This window comes from Lysobacter dokdonensis DS-58, assembly GCF_000770795.1.
Lineage (GTDB): Bacteria > Pseudomonadota > Gammaproteobacteria > Xanthomonadales > Xanthomonadaceae > Noviluteimonas > Noviluteimonas dokdonensis.
In genome coordinates, this window is the sequence record NZ_JRKJ01000005.1 from 173,568 (window position 1) to 191,377 (window position 17,810).

General features: G+C 68.5%; 17 protein-coding genes and 2 pseudogenes. 15 read left to right on the forward strand and 4 right to left on the reverse strand.

The genetic code is table 11. The annotated features are described in order from the left end of the window. Positions 1-15: 15 nt before the first annotated feature. From panB to pgi, 4 genes are all read left to right on the forward strand, one after another. Positions 16-831 carry a 3-methyl-2-oxobutanoate hydroxymethyltransferase gene (gene panB / locus LF41_RS05415; protein ID WP_036166939.1) on the forward strand — a complete coding sequence of 272 codons (816 nt, stop codon included), beginning with the start codon at positions 16-18 and terminating at the stop codon, positions 829-831. Continuing rightward, positions 828-1,670 carry a pantoate--beta-alanine ligase gene (panC, locus tag LF41_RS05420; protein ID WP_036166941.1) on the forward strand — a complete coding sequence of 281 codons (843 nt, stop codon included), beginning with the start codon at positions 828-830 and terminating at the stop codon, positions 1,668-1,670. Before panB ends, panC begins: the two co-directional genes overlap by 4 nt. Positions 1,671-1,773: 103 nt before the next feature. Next, positions 1,774-2,154 (forward strand): aspartate 1-decarboxylase, encoded by a 381-nt coding sequence (gene panD, locus LF41_RS05425; protein ID WP_036166943.1) that lies wholly within the window; start codon positions 1,774-1,776, stop codon positions 2,152-2,154. 11 nt (positions 2,155-2,165) lie between these two features. Next, the gene (gene pgi, locus LF41_RS05430; protein ID WP_036166945.1) at positions 2,166-3,689 is read left to right on the forward strand and encodes a glucose-6-phosphate isomerase; all 1,524 of its coding nucleotides are present in this window, start codon (positions 2,166-2,168) and stop codon (positions 3,687-3,689) included. Positions 3,690-3,691: 2 nt separating this feature from the next. Here the strand turns inward: pgi and queG are convergent, their stop codons facing one another. Then, positions 3,692-4,756 carry a tRNA epoxyqueuosine(34) reductase QueG gene (gene queG / locus LF41_RS05435; RefSeq protein ID WP_036166948.1) on the reverse strand — a complete coding sequence of 355 codons (1,065 nt, stop codon included), beginning with the start codon at positions 4,754-4,756 and terminating at the stop codon, positions 3,692-3,694. A 40-nt stretch (positions 4,757-4,796) separates the two neighbouring features. Between queG and LF41_RS05440 the strand changes: the two genes are divergently transcribed. The 8 genes and pseudogenes from LF41_RS05440 (at position 4,797) to LF41_RS05470 (ending at position 12,392) form a co-directional block, all read left to right on the forward strand. Beyond that, positions 4,797-6,290, forward strand: coding sequence for a bifunctional ADP-dependent NAD(P)H-hydrate dehydratase/NAD(P)H-hydrate epimerase (locus LF41_RS05440; protein ID WP_036166950.1), 1,494 nt, complete (start codon positions 4,797-4,799; stop codon positions 6,288-6,290). Between the two features lies 1 nt (position 6,291). Further along, entirely contained in the window at positions 6,292-6,774 is a 483-nt protein-coding gene (gene tsaE / locus LF41_RS05445; RefSeq protein WP_152599905.1) for a tRNA (adenosine(37)-N6)-threonylcarbamoyltransferase complex ATPase subunit type 1 TsaE, read from the forward strand. Positions 6,775-6,852: 78 nt separating this feature from the next. Continuing rightward, positions 6,853-8,307, forward strand: coding sequence for an N-acetylmuramoyl-L-alanine amidase (locus tag LF41_RS05450; RefSeq protein ID WP_036166956.1), 1,455 nt, complete (start codon positions 6,853-6,855; stop codon positions 8,305-8,307). A 30-nt stretch (positions 8,308-8,337) separates the two neighbouring features. Further along, positions 8,338-9,481, forward strand: a pseudogene (gene mutL, locus LF41_RS17345) (DNA mismatch repair endonuclease MutL); the annotation flags it as partial. A 59-nt stretch (positions 9,482-9,540) separates the two neighbouring features. Further along, a pseudogene (locus LF41_RS17350) lies at positions 9,541-10,134 on the forward strand (DNA mismatch repair MutL family protein); the annotation flags it as partial. Positions 10,135-10,136: 2 nt separating this feature from the next. After that, entirely contained in the window at positions 10,137-11,078 is a 942-nt protein-coding gene (locus tag LF41_RS05460) for a DUF1684 domain-containing protein (RefSeq protein ID WP_036166960.1), read from the forward strand. A 13-nt stretch (positions 11,079-11,091) separates the two neighbouring features. After that, complete coding sequence (locus tag LF41_RS05465; protein ID WP_036166962.1) at positions 11,092-12,024, forward strand: TraB/GumN family protein; 933 nt, start codon at positions 11,092-11,094, stop codon at positions 12,022-12,024. 5 nt (positions 12,025-12,029) lie between these two features. Continuing rightward, positions 12,030-12,392: a VOC family protein gene (locus LF41_RS05470; RefSeq protein ID WP_161786930.1), complete on the forward strand. Its 363-nt coding sequence runs from the start codon at positions 12,030-12,032 to the stop codon at positions 12,390-12,392. A 7-nt stretch (positions 12,393-12,399) separates the two neighbouring features. Here the strand turns inward: LF41_RS05470 and rnfB are convergent, their stop codons facing one another. The 3 genes from rnfB to LF41_RS05485 all read right to left on the reverse strand — a co-directional run bounded on the left by rnfB (position 12,400) and on the right by LF41_RS05485 (position 15,426). Beyond that, positions 12,400-12,810 (reverse strand): Rnf electron transport complex subunit RnfB, encoded by a 411-nt coding sequence (rnfB, locus tag LF41_RS05475; RefSeq protein ID WP_084073410.1) that lies wholly within the window; start codon positions 12,808-12,810, stop codon positions 12,400-12,402. 13 nt (positions 12,811-12,823) lie between these two features. Beyond that, positions 12,824-14,884 (reverse strand): methionine--tRNA ligase, encoded by a 2,061-nt coding sequence (gene metG / locus LF41_RS05480; protein WP_036166966.1) that lies wholly within the window; start codon positions 14,882-14,884, stop codon positions 12,824-12,826. 98 nt (positions 14,885-14,982) lie between these two features. Continuing rightward, entirely contained in the window at positions 14,983-15,426 is a 444-nt protein-coding gene (locus LF41_RS05485) for a DUF2147 domain-containing protein (protein ID WP_036166967.1), read from the reverse strand. A gap of 142 nt (positions 15,427-15,568) precedes the next feature. On the opposite strand from LF41_RS05485, the gene apbC reads away from it, so the two are divergent. Genes apbC through LF41_RS05500 form a run of 3 tightly spaced genes read left to right on the forward strand, consistent with a single transcriptional unit; the run spans position 15,569 to position 17,775 of the window. Beyond that, entirely contained in the window at positions 15,569-16,639 is a 1,071-nt protein-coding gene (gene apbC, locus LF41_RS05490) for an iron-sulfur cluster carrier protein ApbC (RefSeq protein ID WP_084073406.1), read from the forward strand. A 41-nt stretch (positions 16,640-16,680) separates the two neighbouring features. Beyond that, positions 16,681-17,250, forward strand: coding sequence for a dCTP deaminase (dcd, locus tag LF41_RS05495; protein WP_036166972.1), 570 nt, complete (start codon positions 16,681-16,683; stop codon positions 17,248-17,250). Between the two features lie 33 nt (positions 17,251-17,283). Continuing rightward, positions 17,284-17,775 (forward strand): RDD family protein, encoded by a 492-nt coding sequence (locus tag LF41_RS05500; RefSeq protein ID WP_036166974.1) that lies wholly within the window; start codon positions 17,284-17,286, stop codon positions 17,773-17,775. Positions 17,776-17,810: the final 35 nt, after the last annotated feature.

Consider the following 17,810-nt stretch of genomic DNA (forward strand, 5'->3'; position numbering starts at 1 on the left):
CGCTAGGCTATCGCCATGTACACCAGCACCGACGCCAAGCCCTGGACCGTGCCCATGCTGGCCGACGCCAAGCGCGACGGCCGCAAGCTCGTCATGCTCACGGCCTACGACGCGGGATTCGCGCGCGTGATGGACGACAACGGCGTCGACCTGGTCCTCGTCGGCGATTCGCTCGGAATGGTGGTGCAGGGCCACGACAGCACGCTGCCCGTGACCGTCGATGACGTCGCGTATCACGTCGCGTGCGTGTCGCGCGGATTGGAGCGTGCGTTGTTGATCGCCGATCTTCCCTTCGGCGCCGATGCCACGCCGGAACGCGCGCTCGACGCATCGCTGGCCCTGCTGCGCGCGGGCGCGGCGATGGTCAAGCTCGAAGGCGCGGGCCACAAGCTCGAGGTGATTCGCTTCCTCGTCGAGCGCGAGATTCCCGTGTGCGCGCACCTCGGGCTCACGCCGCAATCGGTGCTGCGCCTGGGCGGTTACAAGGTGCAGGGCCGCGAAGACGCGGCCGCCAAGAAGATCCTCGCGGATGCGCTCGAAGTCGCCAAAGCGGGCGCCGCGTTGCTGGTGCTGGAATGCGTGCCCTCGCAACTGGCGGCCGCAATCACCCTCGCCAGCCCGATCCCCACCATCGGCATCGGCGCAGGCGCCGCGTGCGATGGCCAGGTGCTCGTGCTGCACGATCTGCTCGGCGCCAACACCGGTCATCGCCGCCCGAAATTCGTGAAGAACTTCCTCGCCGAAGGTGGCTCGATCGCGGGCGCGGTGAAGGCCTACGCGGAGGCCGTGCGCAGCGGCGCGTTCCCCGACGCCGCGCACGCCTACGAATGACCCTCGCCGTCGCCACCACGCTCGACGAGCTGCGGGCGCACGTTGGCGAATGGAAGCGCGCGGGGTTGCGCGTGGGTTTCGTGCCGACGATGGGCAACCTGCACGCGGGCCATCATTCGCTCGTGCAACTCGCGCGCAAACACGCCGATCGCGTGGTCGCCAGCGTGTTCGTGAACCCCACGCAGTTCGGCCCGAACGAAGATTTCGCGCGCTATCCGCGCACGCCCGACGCCGATGCGGCGGGCCTGTCCGCCGCCGGTTGCCACCTGCTGTGGCTGCCCGAGGTGGTGACGATGTACCCCTTCGGCGCGGACAACGCGGTGCGCATCCGCGTGCCGGGCGTCACCGACGTGCTGGAAGGCGCGCATCGCGCCGGGCACTTCGATGGCGTGGCGACGGTGGTCGCGCGCCTGTTCCTGCAGGTGCAGCCCGACATCGCCGTGTTCGGCCGCAAGGATTACCAGCAACTCGCGGTGATCCGTTACCTCGTGCGCGACCTCGCGTTCCCGATCGAGCTGATCGCGGCGGACACCCTGCGCGAATCCGACGGCCTGGCGATGAGCTCGCGCAACCAGTACCTGTCGGCGGAAGAGCGCCCCGTCGCCGCCACGATCCACCGCACCTTGCTGCGCATGCGGCAGGCCACGCTGGGCGGAACGCCGCGTTCCGCCGTCGAGGCGGAGGCGAGGGCGGCACTGGCGCAGGCCGGGTTCGACGTCGACTACGCCGTGGTGCGCACGCCGGAACTCATTGAACCGCAAGACATTCCGGGCCCGCGGGTGGCGCTGGTCGCAGCAAGGCTGGGCCGCACGCGCCTCATCGACAACCTGGAATTCTGAACGACCGCCGGGCCTCCGGCCCCCTTTGTTGCGGCGCGGAAAACCCCTATCTAGACTGCGCACCTTTCCCGGGCCGGTGCCCGGTTTCCCGCGGAGCCGTTCCATGCAGCTCAACCTGCTCAAAGCCAAGATCCACCGCGCCTCGGTCACGCACGCCGAGCTTCACTACGAAGGCTCGTGCGCGATCGACGGGCGCCTGCTCGACATCGCCGGCATCCGCGAGTACGAACAGATCCACATCTACAACGTCAACAACGGCGCGCGCTTCGTGACCTACGCGATCCGCGGCGAGGAAGGCTCGGGCGTGATCTCGGTGAACGGCGCGGCCGCGCACTGCGCTTCGCCCGGCGACCTCGTGATCATCTGCGCCTACGCCACGATGGACGAGGCCGAGGCGGCGAAGTACAAGCCGACCTGCGTGTACGTCGACCGGCAGAACGGCCTGACGCACACCAATCACTCGATGCCGAAGCAGGCTGCGTGATACTGGGGCGCATGGACGCCAGCCCCTTCAAGCAGCACTTCGAGGCCCTGCGCGCGCACGCCGCGCGCCTGGCGGGCACGCCGATCCGCGTTCTCGCGCAAACACCGGCGCGCGCGACCGACCTCGCATTGCGCATCGGCCCGCTCTACGCCAACTTCGCGCGCCAGCGTTACGACGCCGCCGCCATCGACGCGTTGTTCGCGCTCGCCGACACCGCGCAATTCCCCGAACGCGTCCGCGACCAGTTCGACGGCAAGCGTGTCAATCCGACCGAAGACCGCGCCGCGCTGCACACGGCCTTGCGCAGCGCGTTGAGCGATGCGCCGATCGCGGTGGCCGCGCATGAAGAAGCGCAGGCCGCCATCACGCGCATGCGACGCGTGGTCGACGCCTTGCAGGACACGCCCGTCACCGATGTCGTCAGCATCGGCATCGGTGGCTCCGACCTCGGGCCGCGGCTGGTCGTCGATGCGCTGTCGCCGCCACGCCCGGGCCGCTTCCGCGTGCATTTCATCTCGAACGTCGACGGTGCCGCCGCACAGCGCGTGCTCGCGGGGCTCGACCCGAAGCGCACCGCCGCCATCGTCGTGTCGAAGACCTTCGGCACGCAGGAAACGCTGCTCAACGGCGGCATCGTGCGCGAATGGCTCGGCGACGACAGCCGGCTGCTCGCCGTCACCGCCAACGTCGCACGCGCGGCGGAGTGGGGCATCCCCGAAGCGCGCATCCTGCCGATGTGGGATTGGGTCGGCGGCCGGTATTCGTTGTGGTCGGCGGTCGGCTTGCCGATCGCGCTCGCGCTCGGCATGCCTGCGTTCGAAGCCTTGCTCGCCGGCGCGGGCGAAATGGACGCACATGTATTGCAGGCCGCGCCGCGCGAAAACCTCGTCTACTGGCATGCGCTGACCGCGATCTGGAATCGCAACGCGCTCGGCTATTCGACGCAAGGGGTCTTCGCCTACGACGATCGGTTGAAGTTGCTGCCCGCGCATTTGCAGCAAGTGGTGATGGAAAGCCTCGGCAAGTCCGTGCGACTGGATGGTTCGCCCGTCGCCGAGGACACCGTGCCCGTGTGGTGGGGCGGCGCGGGCACCGACGTGCAGCACAGCTTCTTCCAGGCGCTGCACCAGGGCACGGATGTCATTCCCGGCGATTTCGTCGGCACGATCCAGGCCGACCATCCGAACCGCGAAAGCCACCGCGCGTTGTTCGCCAATCTGCTCGCGCAGACCGAAGCCTTCGCCAACGGCCAGGACAACGACGACCCGCACCGCCGCTACGCCGGCAACCGCCCGAGCACGATGGTGTTGCTCGATGCGCTGACGCCGCGCTCGCTCGGTGCGCTGATCGCGCTGTACGAGCACAGCGTGTACCTGCAGTCGGTCGCGTGGGGCATCAATGCGTTCGACCAGTTCGGCGTCGAACTGGGCAAGCAGGTCGCCAATTCCCTGCTACCCGCGATGCGCGGGCAGAAAGCCGAAGTCGCCGACCCCGTGACACGCGCGCTGCTGGACGAGATCCTGCGCGAACGCTGACTTCAGCGCGAAGCGTGACGCGCGATCGCCCACGCCACATGCTCGCGCACGACGGGATCCTCCACATCCCGTCGTGACTCCAACGCCCGCAACACCTCCGGCGTCGTCGGCGCATTTCCCAACGCCACCGCGATATTGCGCAACCATCGCGCATATCCGCTGCGCCGGATGGCAGACCCTTCCGTCCGCCGGAGGAAATCGTCCTCCGACCACGCGAACAACTCCGGCAACGTCGCCGTATCGAGATTGTTGCGTGCGCGGAAATCGGGTTCGTCGGTGCGCTTGGCGAACTTGTTCCACGGACAGATCAGCTGGCAGTCGTCGCACCCGAAGATGCGGTTGCCCATCAGCGGGCGCAGTTCCGGATCGATGCTGCCCTCATGCTCGATCGTCAGGTAGGAAATGCAGCGCCGCGCATCGAGCCGGTTGGGCGCCACGATCGCCTGCGTCGGACACACGTCGATGCAACGCCGGCAGGAACCGCAGTGCGCGCTCGCGGGCGGATCGATCGGCAACGGAATGTCGACGAACACCTCGCCGAGGAAGAACCACGAGCCCGCGTCGCGATCGATCAGGCACGTGTTCTTGCCGATCCAGCCCAGCCCCGCATTGCGCGCCAGCGCGCGTTCCAGCACCGGCGCCGAATCCACGAACACGCGATGCCCGAACGGCCCGACGAGCGCCGCGATCCGATCGGCCAGCGTCTGCAAGCGGTTGCGCATGAGCTTGTGGTAGTCGCGGCCCAGCGCGTAACGCGCGACGTAGGCGCGTTCGCCGTCGGCCAGGGTGCGCCACGCGAATTCATCGTCCTGCGCGTAATCCAGGCCCACCGAGATCACGCGCACGGTGCCGGGGACCAGTTCCCCCGGCCGCGATCGCTTGTCGCCGTGCCGCGCCATCCAGTCCATCGACCCGTAGAGCCCCTGCGCCAGCCAGTCGCGCAAGTGGCCCTCGTCCTGGTCCAGGTCCACGCCGGCGATGCCCACGCGCTGGAACCCGAGGTCGCGGGCGAGCGCACGGATCTGCCCGGCGAGGACGCTGCCCTCTGGTGCAGGTTGCGACGGCATTGGCGAAAGGGGGACCACGTGCCAAGTATAGAATCCACCGATGCTTGCGACCCTGGCGCTGTACGACACGAAGGCCGCGCGCGCGCTGGATGCGCGCGCCACCACCGAATTGGGCGGAGACGCGTTCGAGCTGATGCGCCGCGCCGGCCGCGCGGCGTGGCATTGCGCGCTGCGCCACTGGCCGCAGGCGCAACGCATCGTCGTGGTGTGCGGCCCCGGCAACAATGGCGGGGACGGCTACGTGCTCGCCCGCCTGGCGCTGGAAGCCGGGCGCAACGTGCGCGTCGTGCGCCTGGCCGAGCATTCCTCGTCTACGCCCGCCGCGCAGCGCGCGTGCGACGAGTTCCGCCAGCGCAACGGCCGCATCGAAACCTTCATCGATGCGTTGCCACCCGCCGACCTCATCGTCGATGCGCTGTTCGGCATCGGCTTGTCGCGAGCGCCGGAAGGCAATGCCAAGGCGTTGATCGATGCGGTCAACGTGCACGCGGCACCACGGTTGTCGCTCGACGTGCCGAGCGGCATCGACGCAGACACCGGCGCGGTGCCCGGCGCGGCGGTGGTCGCGACGCGCACGCTCGAGTTCATCGTGCCCAAGCCAGGGTTGCACACCGGCACTGCGATGACGCTGCGCGGCCGGCTGGAACTCGCCGAATTGCAGGTCGCATCGACGATCTTCGAAGGCATCGAACCGCATTCGGCCCTGCTGTTGCCCGATGCGTTGAAGGGCGTGTTGCGTCCGCGCCGTCGCGACGCGCACAAAGGCGATTCGGGCCGCGTGCTGTGCCTCGGCGGCGACCACGGCAGCGGCGGCGCGATCGTGTTGTGTGCAGAGGCCGCGTTGCGCGCGGGCGCCGGGCTCGTCGATGTCGCCACGCGCGAAGAACATATCGGTGCATTGCTTTCGCGCCGGCCCGAGGCGATGGCGCGCGCGGTGGAGCGTAGCGAAGACCTCGCGGTGCAACTCGAGCGCGCGGATGTCGTCGCCGCCGGACCCGGCCTGGGGCAGGGCGTGTGGGGGCGCGTGCTGTTCGGCGCTGCGCTGGGTTCGGGCAAGGCGCTCGTGCTCGATGCCGATGCGTTGAACCTGCTCGCCACGCGCGAAAACGTCTCGCTTCCCGCGGGCACCATTCTCACGCCGCATCCGGGCGAGGCGGCGCGCTTGCTCGGCATGTCGACGCAGGACATCCAGCGCGATCGCCACGGCGCCGCGTTCGCCATCGCCGAGAAATTCGGCGCGGTCGTCGTGTTGAAAGGCGCGGGCACCGTCGTCGCCGAAACCGGACGCCGCGCGGGCGTGATCGGCGCGGGCAATCCCGGCATGGCCGTCGGCGGCATGGGCGATCTGCTCACCGGTGTCATCGCAGCGTTGCGTGCGCAGGGCATGCCGGCGTTCGACGCGGCGTGCGTCGGTGCGTTGCTGCATGCGAGCGCAGGCGATGACGCCGCGCGCGATGGCGGCGAGCGCGGATTGATGCCGTCGGATCTGTTGCCGCGTTTGCGTCGCCTCGCCAATCCGGATGCGCTGCGCTGACATGCGCGCGCATCTGCCCGATCCCGACGCCACCGATCGCATCGCCGCGGTGTTCGCGCGCTCGCGCCCGGCGCGCGCGGTGGTGCATTTGCGCGGCGATCTCGGCGCAGGCAAATCGACGTTCGCGCGTGCGTTGTTGCGCGCACTCGGCGTGCAAGGCGCGATCCGCAGTCCGACGTACACGCTCGTCGAGCGCTACCCGCTCGACGGCGGCGGCGATGCGTTGCATCTGGACCTGTATCGCATCGGCGATCCGGGCGAGCTCGAGTTCCTCGGCCTCGATGCGGGCGAGGGCACGCTGTGGCTGGTCGAATGGCCCGAGCGCGGCGGCCGTGCGCTGCCTCCGGCGGACCTCGACGTCCAGCTCGCGCTGGAAGGCGACGGGCGGTCCCTGGACGCCGTCGCGGGGTCGCCGGTGGGCGACGAGTGGTTGGGCCGTTTGGCCGGTCACCCGGACTTGCATGCGTTTGTTCCCCCTCCCTGAGAGGAACCATCGGCAGGTCCCGGATTGATAAGGAAAAAGTGGTTGCAAAACCTACCGGCCGGTGCTTAACTCCGCGGCATGCGGATCAAAGGGGCCACCGTGCAGCAATGGGCTCTCGGCGCAGCGCTCGTCTTCGCGCTGTGCTGGAACATCGCGCGCGCCGGTGAAATCAAGGACCTGACCCTCCGCGAGGGCGCCACCGGCACCCGCGCCGAACTCCTCCTCGACGGTCCCGCCAGCTACTCGACCATTTCCCTCGCCGGCCCCGACCGCCTGGTCGTGGACCTGCCGTCCTCGAAACTCCGCCATTTCGCGATGCCCACCGGCGCCGGCGTGGTGAAATCCGTCCGCAGCGGCCAGCCGGTACCGGGCACCGTGCGCATCGTGTTCGACCTCGCCGCGCCGGTCGTCGGCCTGCAGCCGCGCATGGAGACCACCGACGGCGTGACGCGCCTGGTGCTCGAATGGCCGGGCGATGGCAAGGCGCCGTCGACCGCCGTCGTTCCCGTGCAGCCCACGCTCGACCCGATCGGCGCGTTCGCGACCAAGCCCGAGCCGACGCCGCAGGAAACCGCAGCGCGATCCGCGGAAGCGACGTCGCGCCTGGTCGCCACGCTTCCGAATCCGCCGCCGGGCGCCGGGCCCGCCGTCACGCAGCCGCCTGCGTCGTCGACGAAGGCCCCCGCGACGCCTGTCATCGTTCCCGCGCCCATCGCTTCGGCCACGCCGCCGCCCGGCGCGACCAAGTCGATGCAGCAGTTGCGCAACGCGGGCATGCGCCCGCTCGTGATCGCCATCGACGCCGGCCACGGCGGCCAGGATCCCGGCGCGCGCGGCGGCAAGGGCACGCGCGAAAAAGACGTGACGCTCGCCATCGCCCGCGAACTCGCGCGCCAGATCAACGCGACGCCCGGCCTGAAGGCCTACCTCACCCGCGACACCGACGTGTTCATCCCGCTCGCGCAGCGCTACCAGAAGGCGCGCGCGGCAAAGGCGGACATGTTCGTGTCGATCCACGCCGATGCGTTCAACAACCCCGACGCCAACGGCTCGTCGGTGTTCGTGCTCTCGCAGCGCGGCGCCTCGTCGCAGGCCGCGCGCTGGCTGGCGAACCAGGAAAACGCGGCCGACCTGGTCGGCGGCGTTCGCCTGCAGGACAAGGACAACACGCTGGCCTCGGTGCTGCTGGATCTGTCGCAGAGCGCGACGATGAAGGCGTCCGAAGACATCGCCGGCCACGTGCTGAGCGGCCTGAAGAAACTGGGCAAGACGCACAAGGCGAGCGTGGAGCGCGCGAACTTCGTCGTGCTGCGTTCGCCCGACGTCCCCTCGATGCTGGTCGAGACCGCGTTCATCACCAACCCGGAAGAAGAACGCCGCCTCAACGACCCCGCGCACCAGCGGGACCTCGCGCGCGCCATCCTCGACGGGGTCAACATGTACTTCACCCGCCAGCCGCCGCCGGGCACGCTGTACGCCGCACGCGCGCAGGCGATGGAGAACCCCACGGCGTCGGCCGCGGGCAGCCGCTAAGACGGGGCATCCAGCCGGTATCATTCCGGCGTGCCCATCCGCCAACTCCCCGACACCCTCATCAACCAGATCGCCGCTGGCGAAGTGGTCGAGCGGCCCGCGTCCGTCGTCAAGGAATTGGTCGAAAACGCGCTCGACGCCGGCGCACGCCGCGTGGAGATCGACCTCGAAGAAGGCGGCATCCGCCTGATCCGCGTGCGCGACGACGGCGGCGGCATCGCGCCCGAAGAACTTCCGCTCGCGGTGTCGCGCCACGCCACCAGCAAGATCGCGTCGCTCGACGACCTCGAGGCCGTCGCCACGCTCGGCTTCCGCGGCGAAGCGTTGCCGTCGATCGCCTCCGTCAGCCGCTTCACGCTGGCCTCCCGACGCACCGACGCCGAACACGGCGCCGCGTTGCAGGTCGACGGCGGTCGCGTCGGCGAAATCGCACCGAAGGCGCATCCGCACGGCACCACCGTCGAGGTGCGCGACCTGTTCTACAACGTGCCTGCGCGCCGCAAGTTCCTGCGCGCCGAGCGCACCGAGCTCGGGCACATCGAGGAATGGCTGCGTTCGCTCGCGCTCGCACGCCCCGATGTCGAACTGCGCGTCTCGCACAACGGCCGCCCCGCGCGGCGTTATCGCGGCGACGGCATGCTCGCCTCCACCGATCGCCTGTTCGAAACGCTGGGCGAAGAATTCGCGAAGCACGCATTGCGCGTCGAGCACGCCGGCGCCGGCTTGCGCCTGCACGGCTGGATCGCGCAACCGGTCTACAACCGCGCCAGCGCCGATCAACAATACCTGTACGTCAACGGCCGCAGCGTGCGCGACCGCAGCGTCGCGCATGCGGTGAAGCAGGCCTACGCCGACGTGCTCTTCCACGGCCGCCAGCCGGCGTACGTGCTGTTCCTCGAACTCGACCCGCGCACCGTCGACGTCAACGTCCATCCGGCCAAGCACGAAGTGCGCTTCCGCGAATCGCGCCTGGTACACGACTTCGTCTATCGCACGCTGCATGCGGCGTTGGCGGAAACGCGGGCGGGATTGTCCGCTGAAGGCGCTGTGCCCGTTGTTGCCGAACAACCCGCGCGCACCTGGGTCGGCCCGTCATGGACCGGCGCGGATCAGTCGGGCTTGTCGCTGCGGGTCGGCGAAGCGCGCGCCGCCTACGCCGCGCTGTACGCCGGCAACGACAGCGATGTCGCACTGGCCGAACCGCCGCGCCCGATGCCGATGCCCGACGCAAGCGACGACGCCGCGCCGCCGCTCGGCTTCGCCATCGCGCAGCTCCACGGCATCTACATCCTCGCCGAGAACGCCGACGGCCTGGTGGTCGTCGACATGCACGCCGCGCACGAGCGCATCGGCTACGAACAATTGAAGCATGCGCACGACGGCGAGGGCCTGCGCACGCAACCGCTGCTGGTGCCGATGAACGTCGCGGTGTCCGAGCGCGAAGCCGACGTCGCCGAACGCGAAGCGGCCACGCTCGCCACGCTGGGGTTCGAGCTCACGCGCAGCGGCCCCGGTTCCCTGCTGCTGCGCAGCGTGCCCGCGTTGCTCGCCGACGGCGATGTCGAAGCGCTGTTGCGCGACGTGCTCGCCGACCTGCGCGAACACGGCGAGTCGCGCCGCGTCGCCGCCGCACGCGACGAATTGCTGGGCACGATGGCCTGCCACGGCGCGGTGCGCGCCAACCGCCGCCTCACCATCGCCGAAATGAACGCGCTGCTACGGCAGATGGAAGCGACCGAACGGTCCGGCCAGTGCAATCACGGCCGGCCCACGTGGACGCGCTTCGGCCTGGGCGATATCGACAAATGGTTCCTGCGAGGGCGTTGAAGATGAAGGGGAAGGGGACGACGGCGGCATTGCTCGCCTGCGCGCTGATGCTCGGCGCGTGCGACAAGGGCGAGGACGAGGCGGCGGCGCGCGCCGCGGCGGAAGCACGCGCGCGTGCATTCGCTGCATCGGAAAAACCGTGGCGCGATGAACGCGTCGCCGAACTCACGGCGCCGGAAGGCTGGACGTCGGTCGTCGGCCTGCACTGGATCGAACGCGGGTCGCACTACGCCGGTACCGCGGGCAGCAACGGCATCCGCATGGCGAAGGGGCCCGAACACTTCGGCATGCTGGACCTTGGCGCCGATGGCCACGTGCGCTTCGTGCCGGACAAGGGCACGGCGTTCACGCTCGACGGCGCGCCGCTCACCGGCGCGGTCGTCCTCAAGAGCGATGCGGACGAAGGCGGCCCGAACAAGATCGGCTTCGACGACGGCAAGGGCGTGGCGACCATCATCAAGCGCGGCGATCGTTTCGCGCTGCGCGTCAAGCACGGCGACGCCGAGGCGCGCGCGCACTTCGCAGGCATCCAGTACTGGCCCGGCGGCCCGGAATGGAAAGTCACCGGGCGCTTCGTGCCGCACCCGGCCGGCACGACGTTGCCGATCGTCAACATCGTCAACATGGTCGAACAAGTCGCCAACCCCGGCGCCGTGGAATTCACGCACGCGGGCAAGACGCATCGCCTCGAATTGCTCGACCAGGGCGAGCCGACGCTGTTCCTCGTCTTCGCCGATCGCACCAGCGGCCACGGCAGTTATCCCGCCGGCCGTTACCTCGACCTCGCGCGCCCGGCCGCGAACCAGCAGATCACCATCGACTTCAACCGTGCGGAAAATCCGCCGTGCGCGTTCACCGCATTCGCCACCTGTCCGCTGCCGCCCGTCGCCAACCGCCTCGACCTCGCGGTCGAAGCCGGCGAGCGCGTGTACGCCAAACACTGATCGAAGGATCTCCATGCGTCGCATCACGTTGCTCGCGTCGGTACTCGCCCTGATCGCCGCCGTTCCGTCCCTCGCGGCCGATTCGGCGGAACCGGCGAAGTCCGCCGCACCCGTGCCGTTGCTGTGGAAGGTCTCCGACAAGGACAACAGCGTTTACCTGCTCGGCTCCTTCCACATGCTGCGCGAGAGCGACTACCCGTTGTCGAAGGATGTCGACGACGCGCTCGCAGATGCGGAGGAAGTGATCTTCGAAATGTCGCCGGAGGAAATGACCTCCCCCGACATTGGCCGCAAGATGGTGCAGGCCGGCCAGCGGACCGATGGCACGTCGCTCGACAGCGACCTGACGCCCGCCTTGCGTGCGCGCCTCGACGCATGGCTGAGGACCAGTGGCTTGCGCAAGACGCAGTTCGACACGATGAAGCCTTGGTTCGCGAGCCTGTTCATCACGATCATGGAAGCGCGCAAGGCGGGCTTCAATTCGGAGATCGGCCTGGACAATCACCTTGGCAAGGCGGCCACGCAGCAGGGCAAGCGCACCGGCGGGCTGGAAAGCGGCATGCAGCAGATCGCGTTCTTCGAGTCGATGACGTCGCACGAGCAACTGCAGATGCTCGCCGAATCGCTTGACGAGGACGACAACGGCAGCGCCGCGATCGAACGCATGCATGCACAGTGGCGCGCCGGCGATGTCGATGCGTTGTGGAAGACGCTCGGCGTCGAATTCCGCGACGAATACCCGGCGCTGTACAAGCGCATCAACAAGGACCGCAACGATGCCTGGGTTCCGAAGCTCGTGCAGCGCCTGGAGAAGAAAGGCAGCACCGACGACACGCTCGCCGTCGTCGGCAGCCTGCACCTGCTGGGCAAGGACGGGGTGGTCGCCCAGTTGAAGCAGCGCGGTTACACCGTCGAGCGCGTGTGCTCGGCGTGCGCGAAACGCTGACGCACATGGCGACGCTGACGCCGATGCTGCAGGTGCCCGACATCCGCACGACGATCGCGTGGTACGTCGCCGTCGGATTCACCCTGCTGGAATCGGCGGAAGAAGACGACGTGCTGACTTGGGCGCTGCTCGGGTATGGCGACGGCCGCGTGATGCTCAACTGCGGTGGCCAGTCCAGCGATGCGCCACGCCGCGATGCGGACCTGTACCTGCAGGTCGAAGGCGTCGACGCATTGTTCGATGCGCTGCCGAAAGGCGTGGTCGTCTTCGAAGGCCCGCACGACACCTTTTACGGCATGCGCGAATTCATCGTGCGCGACAACAACGGTTTCTGGCTGACGTTCGGCGAACCGCTCAGGCGGCACTGAGCAAGACTCAGGGCGCGATCATCACGATGCAATCCACCGGGCAGGCGGGCACGCACAGCTCGCAGCCGGTGCACAGCGGTTCGATGACGGTGTGCATGTGTTTGCTGCCGCCTGCGATCGCATCGACGGGGCAGGCCTGGATGCACTTGGTACAGCCGATGCAGTCGGGTTCGACGATGTAGGCCAGCATCGGCGGCTTGTGCGCGCCGCGCGTGCGGTCGAACGGCACGGGCGCGACACCCAGGACTCTCGCCAGTGCGCGCGCACCGGCATCGCCGCCGGGCGGGCATCGTTCGACGCCGGCTTCGCGGCGCGCCATCGCTTCGGCATACGGCCGGCAACCGGCGAAACCGCATTGGCCGCACTGCGTTTGCGGCAACACGCGGTCGAGGCGTTCGACGAGATCGATGTCGCTCACGACCACGCAGCCGTTATTTGACGGGCGAACCCGCGGGTGCGTCGGGGGCGTCGAGCAGGTGCAGCGAACCGCCGTCGGCGCCGGCCGACAGGATCATGCCTTCGCTGATGCCGAAGCGCATCTTGCGCGGTGCGAGATTGGCGATGAACACGACGTTGCGGCCGACGAGCGCCCCCGGTTCCCCGTACGACGCACGGATGCCGGAGAAGATCTGGCGCTTGCCGAGTTCGCCGGCGTCGAGTTCGAAGCGCAGCAGCTTGTCGGAGCCTTCGACGAAGTCGCACGCGAGCACCTTCGCCACGCGCAAGTCGAGCTTGCCGAAATCGTCGATGCCGATGTGCGCGGCGTCGGAGGCTGCGGGCTTCGGCGCTTCGGGCTTGGCGGCTGCGGCCTTCGCGGCGACAGGCTGCGCGGCGACGGGCGCCATGGTGTCCTTGCTGGCTTCGGTCATCTGGTCGATCTGCTTGGGGTCGATGCGGGTGAACAACGGGACGTAGGCGTCGATGCGGTGCGCGAGCAACGGCTGCGCAAGGTCCTGCCAACCCACCACAGGTGCGCGCAGGAAACCTTCCGCGCGTTGCGACAACAACGGCAGCACCGGCTTCAACATCGCGGCGAGGACGCGGAACAGGTTCAGGCCCTGCGTGCACACGGCCTGCAGTTGGGCATCGGCGCCTTCCTGCTTGGCGAGCACCCACGGTTTGGTGTCGTCGATGAAGCGGTTCGCTTCGTCGGCGAGCGCCATCACGTGGCGCAGCACGGCGGCGGGCTGGTTCGCTTCATACGCGGCGGCGACCTGCGGGATCGCGTCGACGAACCGCGCGTACATCGCCGCATCCGGCAAGGCATCGGCGAGCTGGCCGCCGAAGCGCTTTTCGATGAAACCCGCGCAGCGGCTGGCGAGGTTGACGAACTTGCCCACCAGGTCGCTGTTCACGCGGGCGACGAAGTCGTGCAGGTTCAGGTCGAGATCGTCGACGCCGCCGCCGGATTTCGCGGCGAAGTAGTAGCGCAGCGCCTCGGGGTCGATGCCCGCGTCGAGGTACGTGCGCGCCATGACGAACGTGCCACGCGATTTCGACATCTTTGCGCCGTCGACGGTCAGGTAACCGTTGACGTGGAGCTTCGTCGGCGCGCGGAAGCCCGCGCCGTGCAACACCGCCGGCCAGAACAGGCCGTGGAAGTTCACGATGTCCTTGCCGATGAAGTGATGCAGTTCGGCCTCGCTGTCATGCGCGAGGTACTGCATGAAGTTGGCACCGTCGCGTTCGCACAGCACCTGCAGCGCCGAGAGATAACCGATCGGCGCATCGAGCCACACGTAGAAATACTTGCCCGGGTGGCCGGGAATCTGGAACCCGAAGTAGGGCGCGTCGCGCGAGATGTCCCACGCGCGCAGGCCGCCTTCGGCATCCAGCCATTCCGACAGCTTGGCCTTGACGCCGGGGATCGCGACATCGCCTGCGAGCCAGCCGCGCAGGAAGTCGCTGAAGTGCCCGACGTCGAAGAAGAAATGCTCCGAATCGCGCAGCTCCGGCGTGGCGCCGCTGAGCACCGAGCGCGGCTCCTTCAGGTCCGTCGGCGCGTAGGTCGCGCCGCAGTTCTCGCAGTTGTCGCCGTACTGGTCGGGCGTGCCGCAATTGGGGCAGATGCCCTTGATGTAGCGGTCGGGCAGGAACATGCCCTTCGCCGGATCGTAGAACTGCGCCACGCTGCGGCGTGCGATGTGCCCGCGCGCGTCGAGCGCCGCGTAGATCGCTTCGGTCAGCTGGCGATTGGCCGGCGAGTTGGTCGAATCGTAATGGTCGAACGCAACGTGGAAGTCCGCGAAGTCGCGTTCGTGCTGCGCCTGGATCGCGGCGATGAAGGCTTCGGGCGTTGTGCCGGCCTTTTCCGCCGCGAGCATGATCGGCGTGCCGTGCGTGTCGTCGGCGCACACGAAGCGCACCGCGTCGCCCGACATGCGCCGCGCGCGCACCCAGATGTCGCCCTGGACGTAGCCCACCAGGTGCCCGAGGTGCAGGGGCCCGTTGGCATAGGGCAGGGCGCAGGAAACGGCGACGTTGCGAGGCATGGCGCGTGGTTCGAACGGGGCCGGCGATTATGGCACGGACACGAAAAAGCCCGGCTCGCGCCGGGCTTTCCGAAGGCGATCGTGCGCGTGCGCGACGATCAGTCGACCTTTTCCCACTTGCCGGTGCGGCAGAACACCAGCTTGCAACCGGTGACTTCCAGGTGCTTGCCGTCGGCCGTGGCCTTGACGCTCTTGACCTTGAAGTTGTCGCCCGTCGAAGGCTTGAAGCCCTTGCCGCCGACCCACGCGCCGTTTTCCTGCTTCACGTCCCAGAACACCAGCATGCCGGCGACGGGCTTGCCCTTCTTGTCGCCCGAGCATTCGTCGCACGTGGCGTTGGGCTTGTTGAGCGATTCGACGACCTTGGCCGCGATGCCGCCGTTCTTGGTGCGATAGACCTCGGTGATCGACATCGCCTTGCCGGTTTCGTCGTCGAAGGTCTTCCACTTGCCGATGACCGGATCCGGCGTCTGGGCCGAGGTCGCGAATACGGCCGCGAGCAGCGGCATCGCCAGCACGGAGGCGAAGAACTTGGTGCGCATGGTCCCCTCCCAGGGATCGTTGGAATGGCCCGCGGTTGAAAGCGCCGGGTTGGCGGCTTTATACCGCATCCGGATGCGTACGGAAGCCGGGCCCGCGCGACGGTTCAGCCTACAATGCGCTGCTTCCCCCGCATCGAATCCCATGACGCCGCTCGAATCCCGCATCGCCGCCCTTCGCGACCCCGCCGCGGGCCTGACGCTGGCCGATACCGGCGCCCGCATCCGCGCCGCCGTGAGCGAGGGCAACGCCGCCGTCGCCGTCACGCTCGGTTATCCCGCAGCCAGCTGGCACGAGGCGCTGCGCGCGCAGGTCGCCGAGGTCGTCGCATCGGAAGGCCTGAAGCTCGCGAGCCTCGAGGTGCAGACGCGCATCGACGCGCACGCGCCGCAAGGCCAACTCGCGCCGCTGCCGCGCATCCGCAACGTCATCGCGGTGGGTTCGGGCAAGGGGGGCGTGGGCAAGTCGACGACCGCGGTGAACCTCGCGATGGCGCTCGCCGGCGAAGGCGCGCGCGTCGGCGTGCTCGATGCCGACGTCTACGGCCCCAGCATTCCCACGATGCTCGGCCTCACCGGCCGCCCCGACAGCCCCGACGGCAAGGCGATCGAACCGATGCATGCGCACGGGCTCGAAGCGATGTCGATCGGCTTGATGGTCGAACAGGACACGCCGATGATCTGGCGCGGCCCGATGGCGACCTCCGCCCTGACGCAGCTGCTCGAACAGACCCTGTGGGGCGGCGAGGGCCAGCTCGATTACCTGATCGTCGACCTGCCCCCGGGCACCGGCGACATCCAGCTCACGCTGGCGCAGAAGATCCCCGTCGCCGGCGCGGTGGTGGTGACCACGCCGCAGGACGTGGCCACGCTCGATGCGCGCAAGGCGTTGCGCATGTTCGAGAAGGTCGAGGTGCCGGTGCTGGGCCTGATCGAGAACATGGCCGTGCACGTGTGTTCGAACTGCGGCCACGTCGAACACCTGTTCGGCCACGGCGGCGGCGAACGCATCGCATCGCAATACGGCAAGCCGCTGCTCGGCGCGCTGCCGCTGGACATCGCCATCCGCCAGCAGGGCGACGCGGGCACGCCGCTGGTCATCGCCGACCCCGGGTCGCAGGCCGCCGCGGCTTATCGCGCCGCCGCGCGCCGCATGGCCGCCGAGCTCGCGCGCCGCCCGCGCGCGCCGGTCTCGCTGGGCGCCCAGCTGCTGTAGAACCCCCTACAATCCCCGAAACCTTTCACGCACGAGCCCGCATGAGCATCAAGAGCGACCGCTGGATCCGCCGCATGGTCGAACAGCAGAAGATGATCGAGCCGTTCGAACCCGGGCAGGTCAAGCACGCCGCCGACGGCCACCGCATCGTCAGCTACGGCACCTCCAGCTATGGCTACGACGTGCGCTGCTCGCGCGAGTTCAAGGTCTTCACCAACATCAATTCCACGATCGTCGACCCGAAGCACTTCGATTCGGGCAGCTTCGTCGACATCGAATCCGACGTGTGCATCATCCCGCCGAATTCCTTCGCATTGGCGCGCACCGTCGAGTACTTCCGCATCCCGCGCGACACGCTCGTCGTGTGCCTGGGCAAGAGCACGTACGCGCGCTGCGGCATCATCGTCAACGTCACGCCGCTGGAACCGGAATGGGAAGGCCACGTGACGCTGGAATTCAGCAACACCACGCCGCTGCCGGCACGCATCTACGCCAACGAGGGCGTCGCGCAGATGCTGTTCTTCCAGTCCGACGAAGTCTGCGAGACCTCGTACAAGGACCGCGGCGGCAAGTACCAGGGGCAAACGGGCGTGACACTGCCGCGGACCTGATTCGTTCGTTCAACCAATCGAAAGGGGAAGTCGATGGACAACAATCCGTACCAGGCGCCGGGCGCGCACGTGGCAGAAGCGGCGGACGAACAACTCGCCGGACGCGGTGAGCGCCTGCTCGCGGCGATCATCGACGGCATCATCATGGTGGCCATCGTGCTGCCGGTGATGTTCGCAACGGGGTATTTCACGCGGATCCAGAACGGTGATACGCCGGCGATCTCCGTCACCATCGGCTACGCGATCGCGGGCTTCCTGATCTTCCTGATCGTGCAGGGCTACCCGCTGGCGAAGTCCGCGCAGACCTGGGGCAAGAAGGTGCTCGGCATCCGCATCGCGCTGCTCGACGGCACGCAGCCGACCTTCGGCACGATCGTGCTCAAGCGCTACCTGCCGGTGCAGGTCGTCGGCTCGGTGCCGCTGATCGGCCCGCTGCTGTCCATCGTCGACGTCCTGCTGATCTTCCGCAGCGACCGCCGCTGCGCCCACGACCTCATCGCGGGCACGCAGGTGTTGAAGGGCTGACGCACCATTGTCATCCCCGCGAATGCGGGGATGAC

Bases quoted from the DNA above. Each gene is read 5' to 3' on its own strand.
- panB (WP_036166939.1), top strand. From the start codon at position 16: ATGTACACCAGCACCGACGCCAAGCCCTGGACCGTGCCCATGCTGGCC.
- panC (WP_036166941.1), top strand. From the start codon at position 828: ATGACCCTCGCCGTCGCCACCACGCTCGACGAGCTGCGGGCGCACGTT.
- panD (WP_036166943.1), top strand. From the start codon at position 1,774: ATGCAGCTCAACCTGCTCAAAGCCAAGATCCACCGCGCCTCGGTCACG.
- pgi (WP_036166945.1), top strand. From the start codon at position 2,166: ATGGACGCCAGCCCCTTCAAGCAGCACTTCGAGGCCCTGCGCGCGCAC.
- queG (WP_036166948.1), bottom strand. From the start codon at position 4,756: ATGCCGTCGCAACCTGCACCAGAGGGCAGCGTCCTCGCCGGGCAGATC.
- LF41_RS05440 (WP_036166950.1), top strand. From the start codon at position 4,797: ATGCTTGCGACCCTGGCGCTGTACGACACGAAGGCCGCGCGCGCGCTG.
- tsaE (WP_152599905.1), top strand. From the start codon at position 6,292: ATGCGCGCGCATCTGCCCGATCCCGACGCCACCGATCGCATCGCCGCG.
- LF41_RS05450 (WP_036166956.1), top strand. From the start codon at position 6,853: ATGCGGATCAAAGGGGCCACCGTGCAGCAATGGGCTCTCGGCGCAGCG.
- LF41_RS05460 (WP_036166960.1), top strand. From the start codon at position 10,137: ATGAAGGGGAAGGGGACGACGGCGGCATTGCTCGCCTGCGCGCTGATG.
- LF41_RS05465 (WP_036166962.1), top strand. From the start codon at position 11,092: ATGCGTCGCATCACGTTGCTCGCGTCGGTACTCGCCCTGATCGCCGCC.
- LF41_RS05470 (WP_161786930.1), top strand. From the start codon at position 12,030: ATGGCGACGCTGACGCCGATGCTGCAGGTGCCCGACATCCGCACGACG.
- metG (WP_036166966.1), bottom strand. From the start codon at position 14,884: ATGCCTCGCAACGTCGCCGTTTCCTGCGCCCTGCCCTATGCCAACGGG.
- LF41_RS05485 (WP_036166967.1), bottom strand. From the start codon at position 15,426: ATGCGCACCAAGTTCTTCGCCTCCGTGCTGGCGATGCCGCTGCTCGCG.
- apbC (WP_084073406.1), top strand. From the start codon at position 15,569: ATGACGCCGCTCGAATCCCGCATCGCCGCCCTTCGCGACCCCGCCGCG.
- dcd (WP_036166972.1), top strand. From the start codon at position 16,681: ATGAGCATCAAGAGCGACCGCTGGATCCGCCGCATGGTCGAACAGCAG.
- LF41_RS05500 (WP_036166974.1), top strand. From the start codon at position 17,284: ATGGACAACAATCCGTACCAGGCGCCGGGCGCGCACGTGGCAGAAGCG.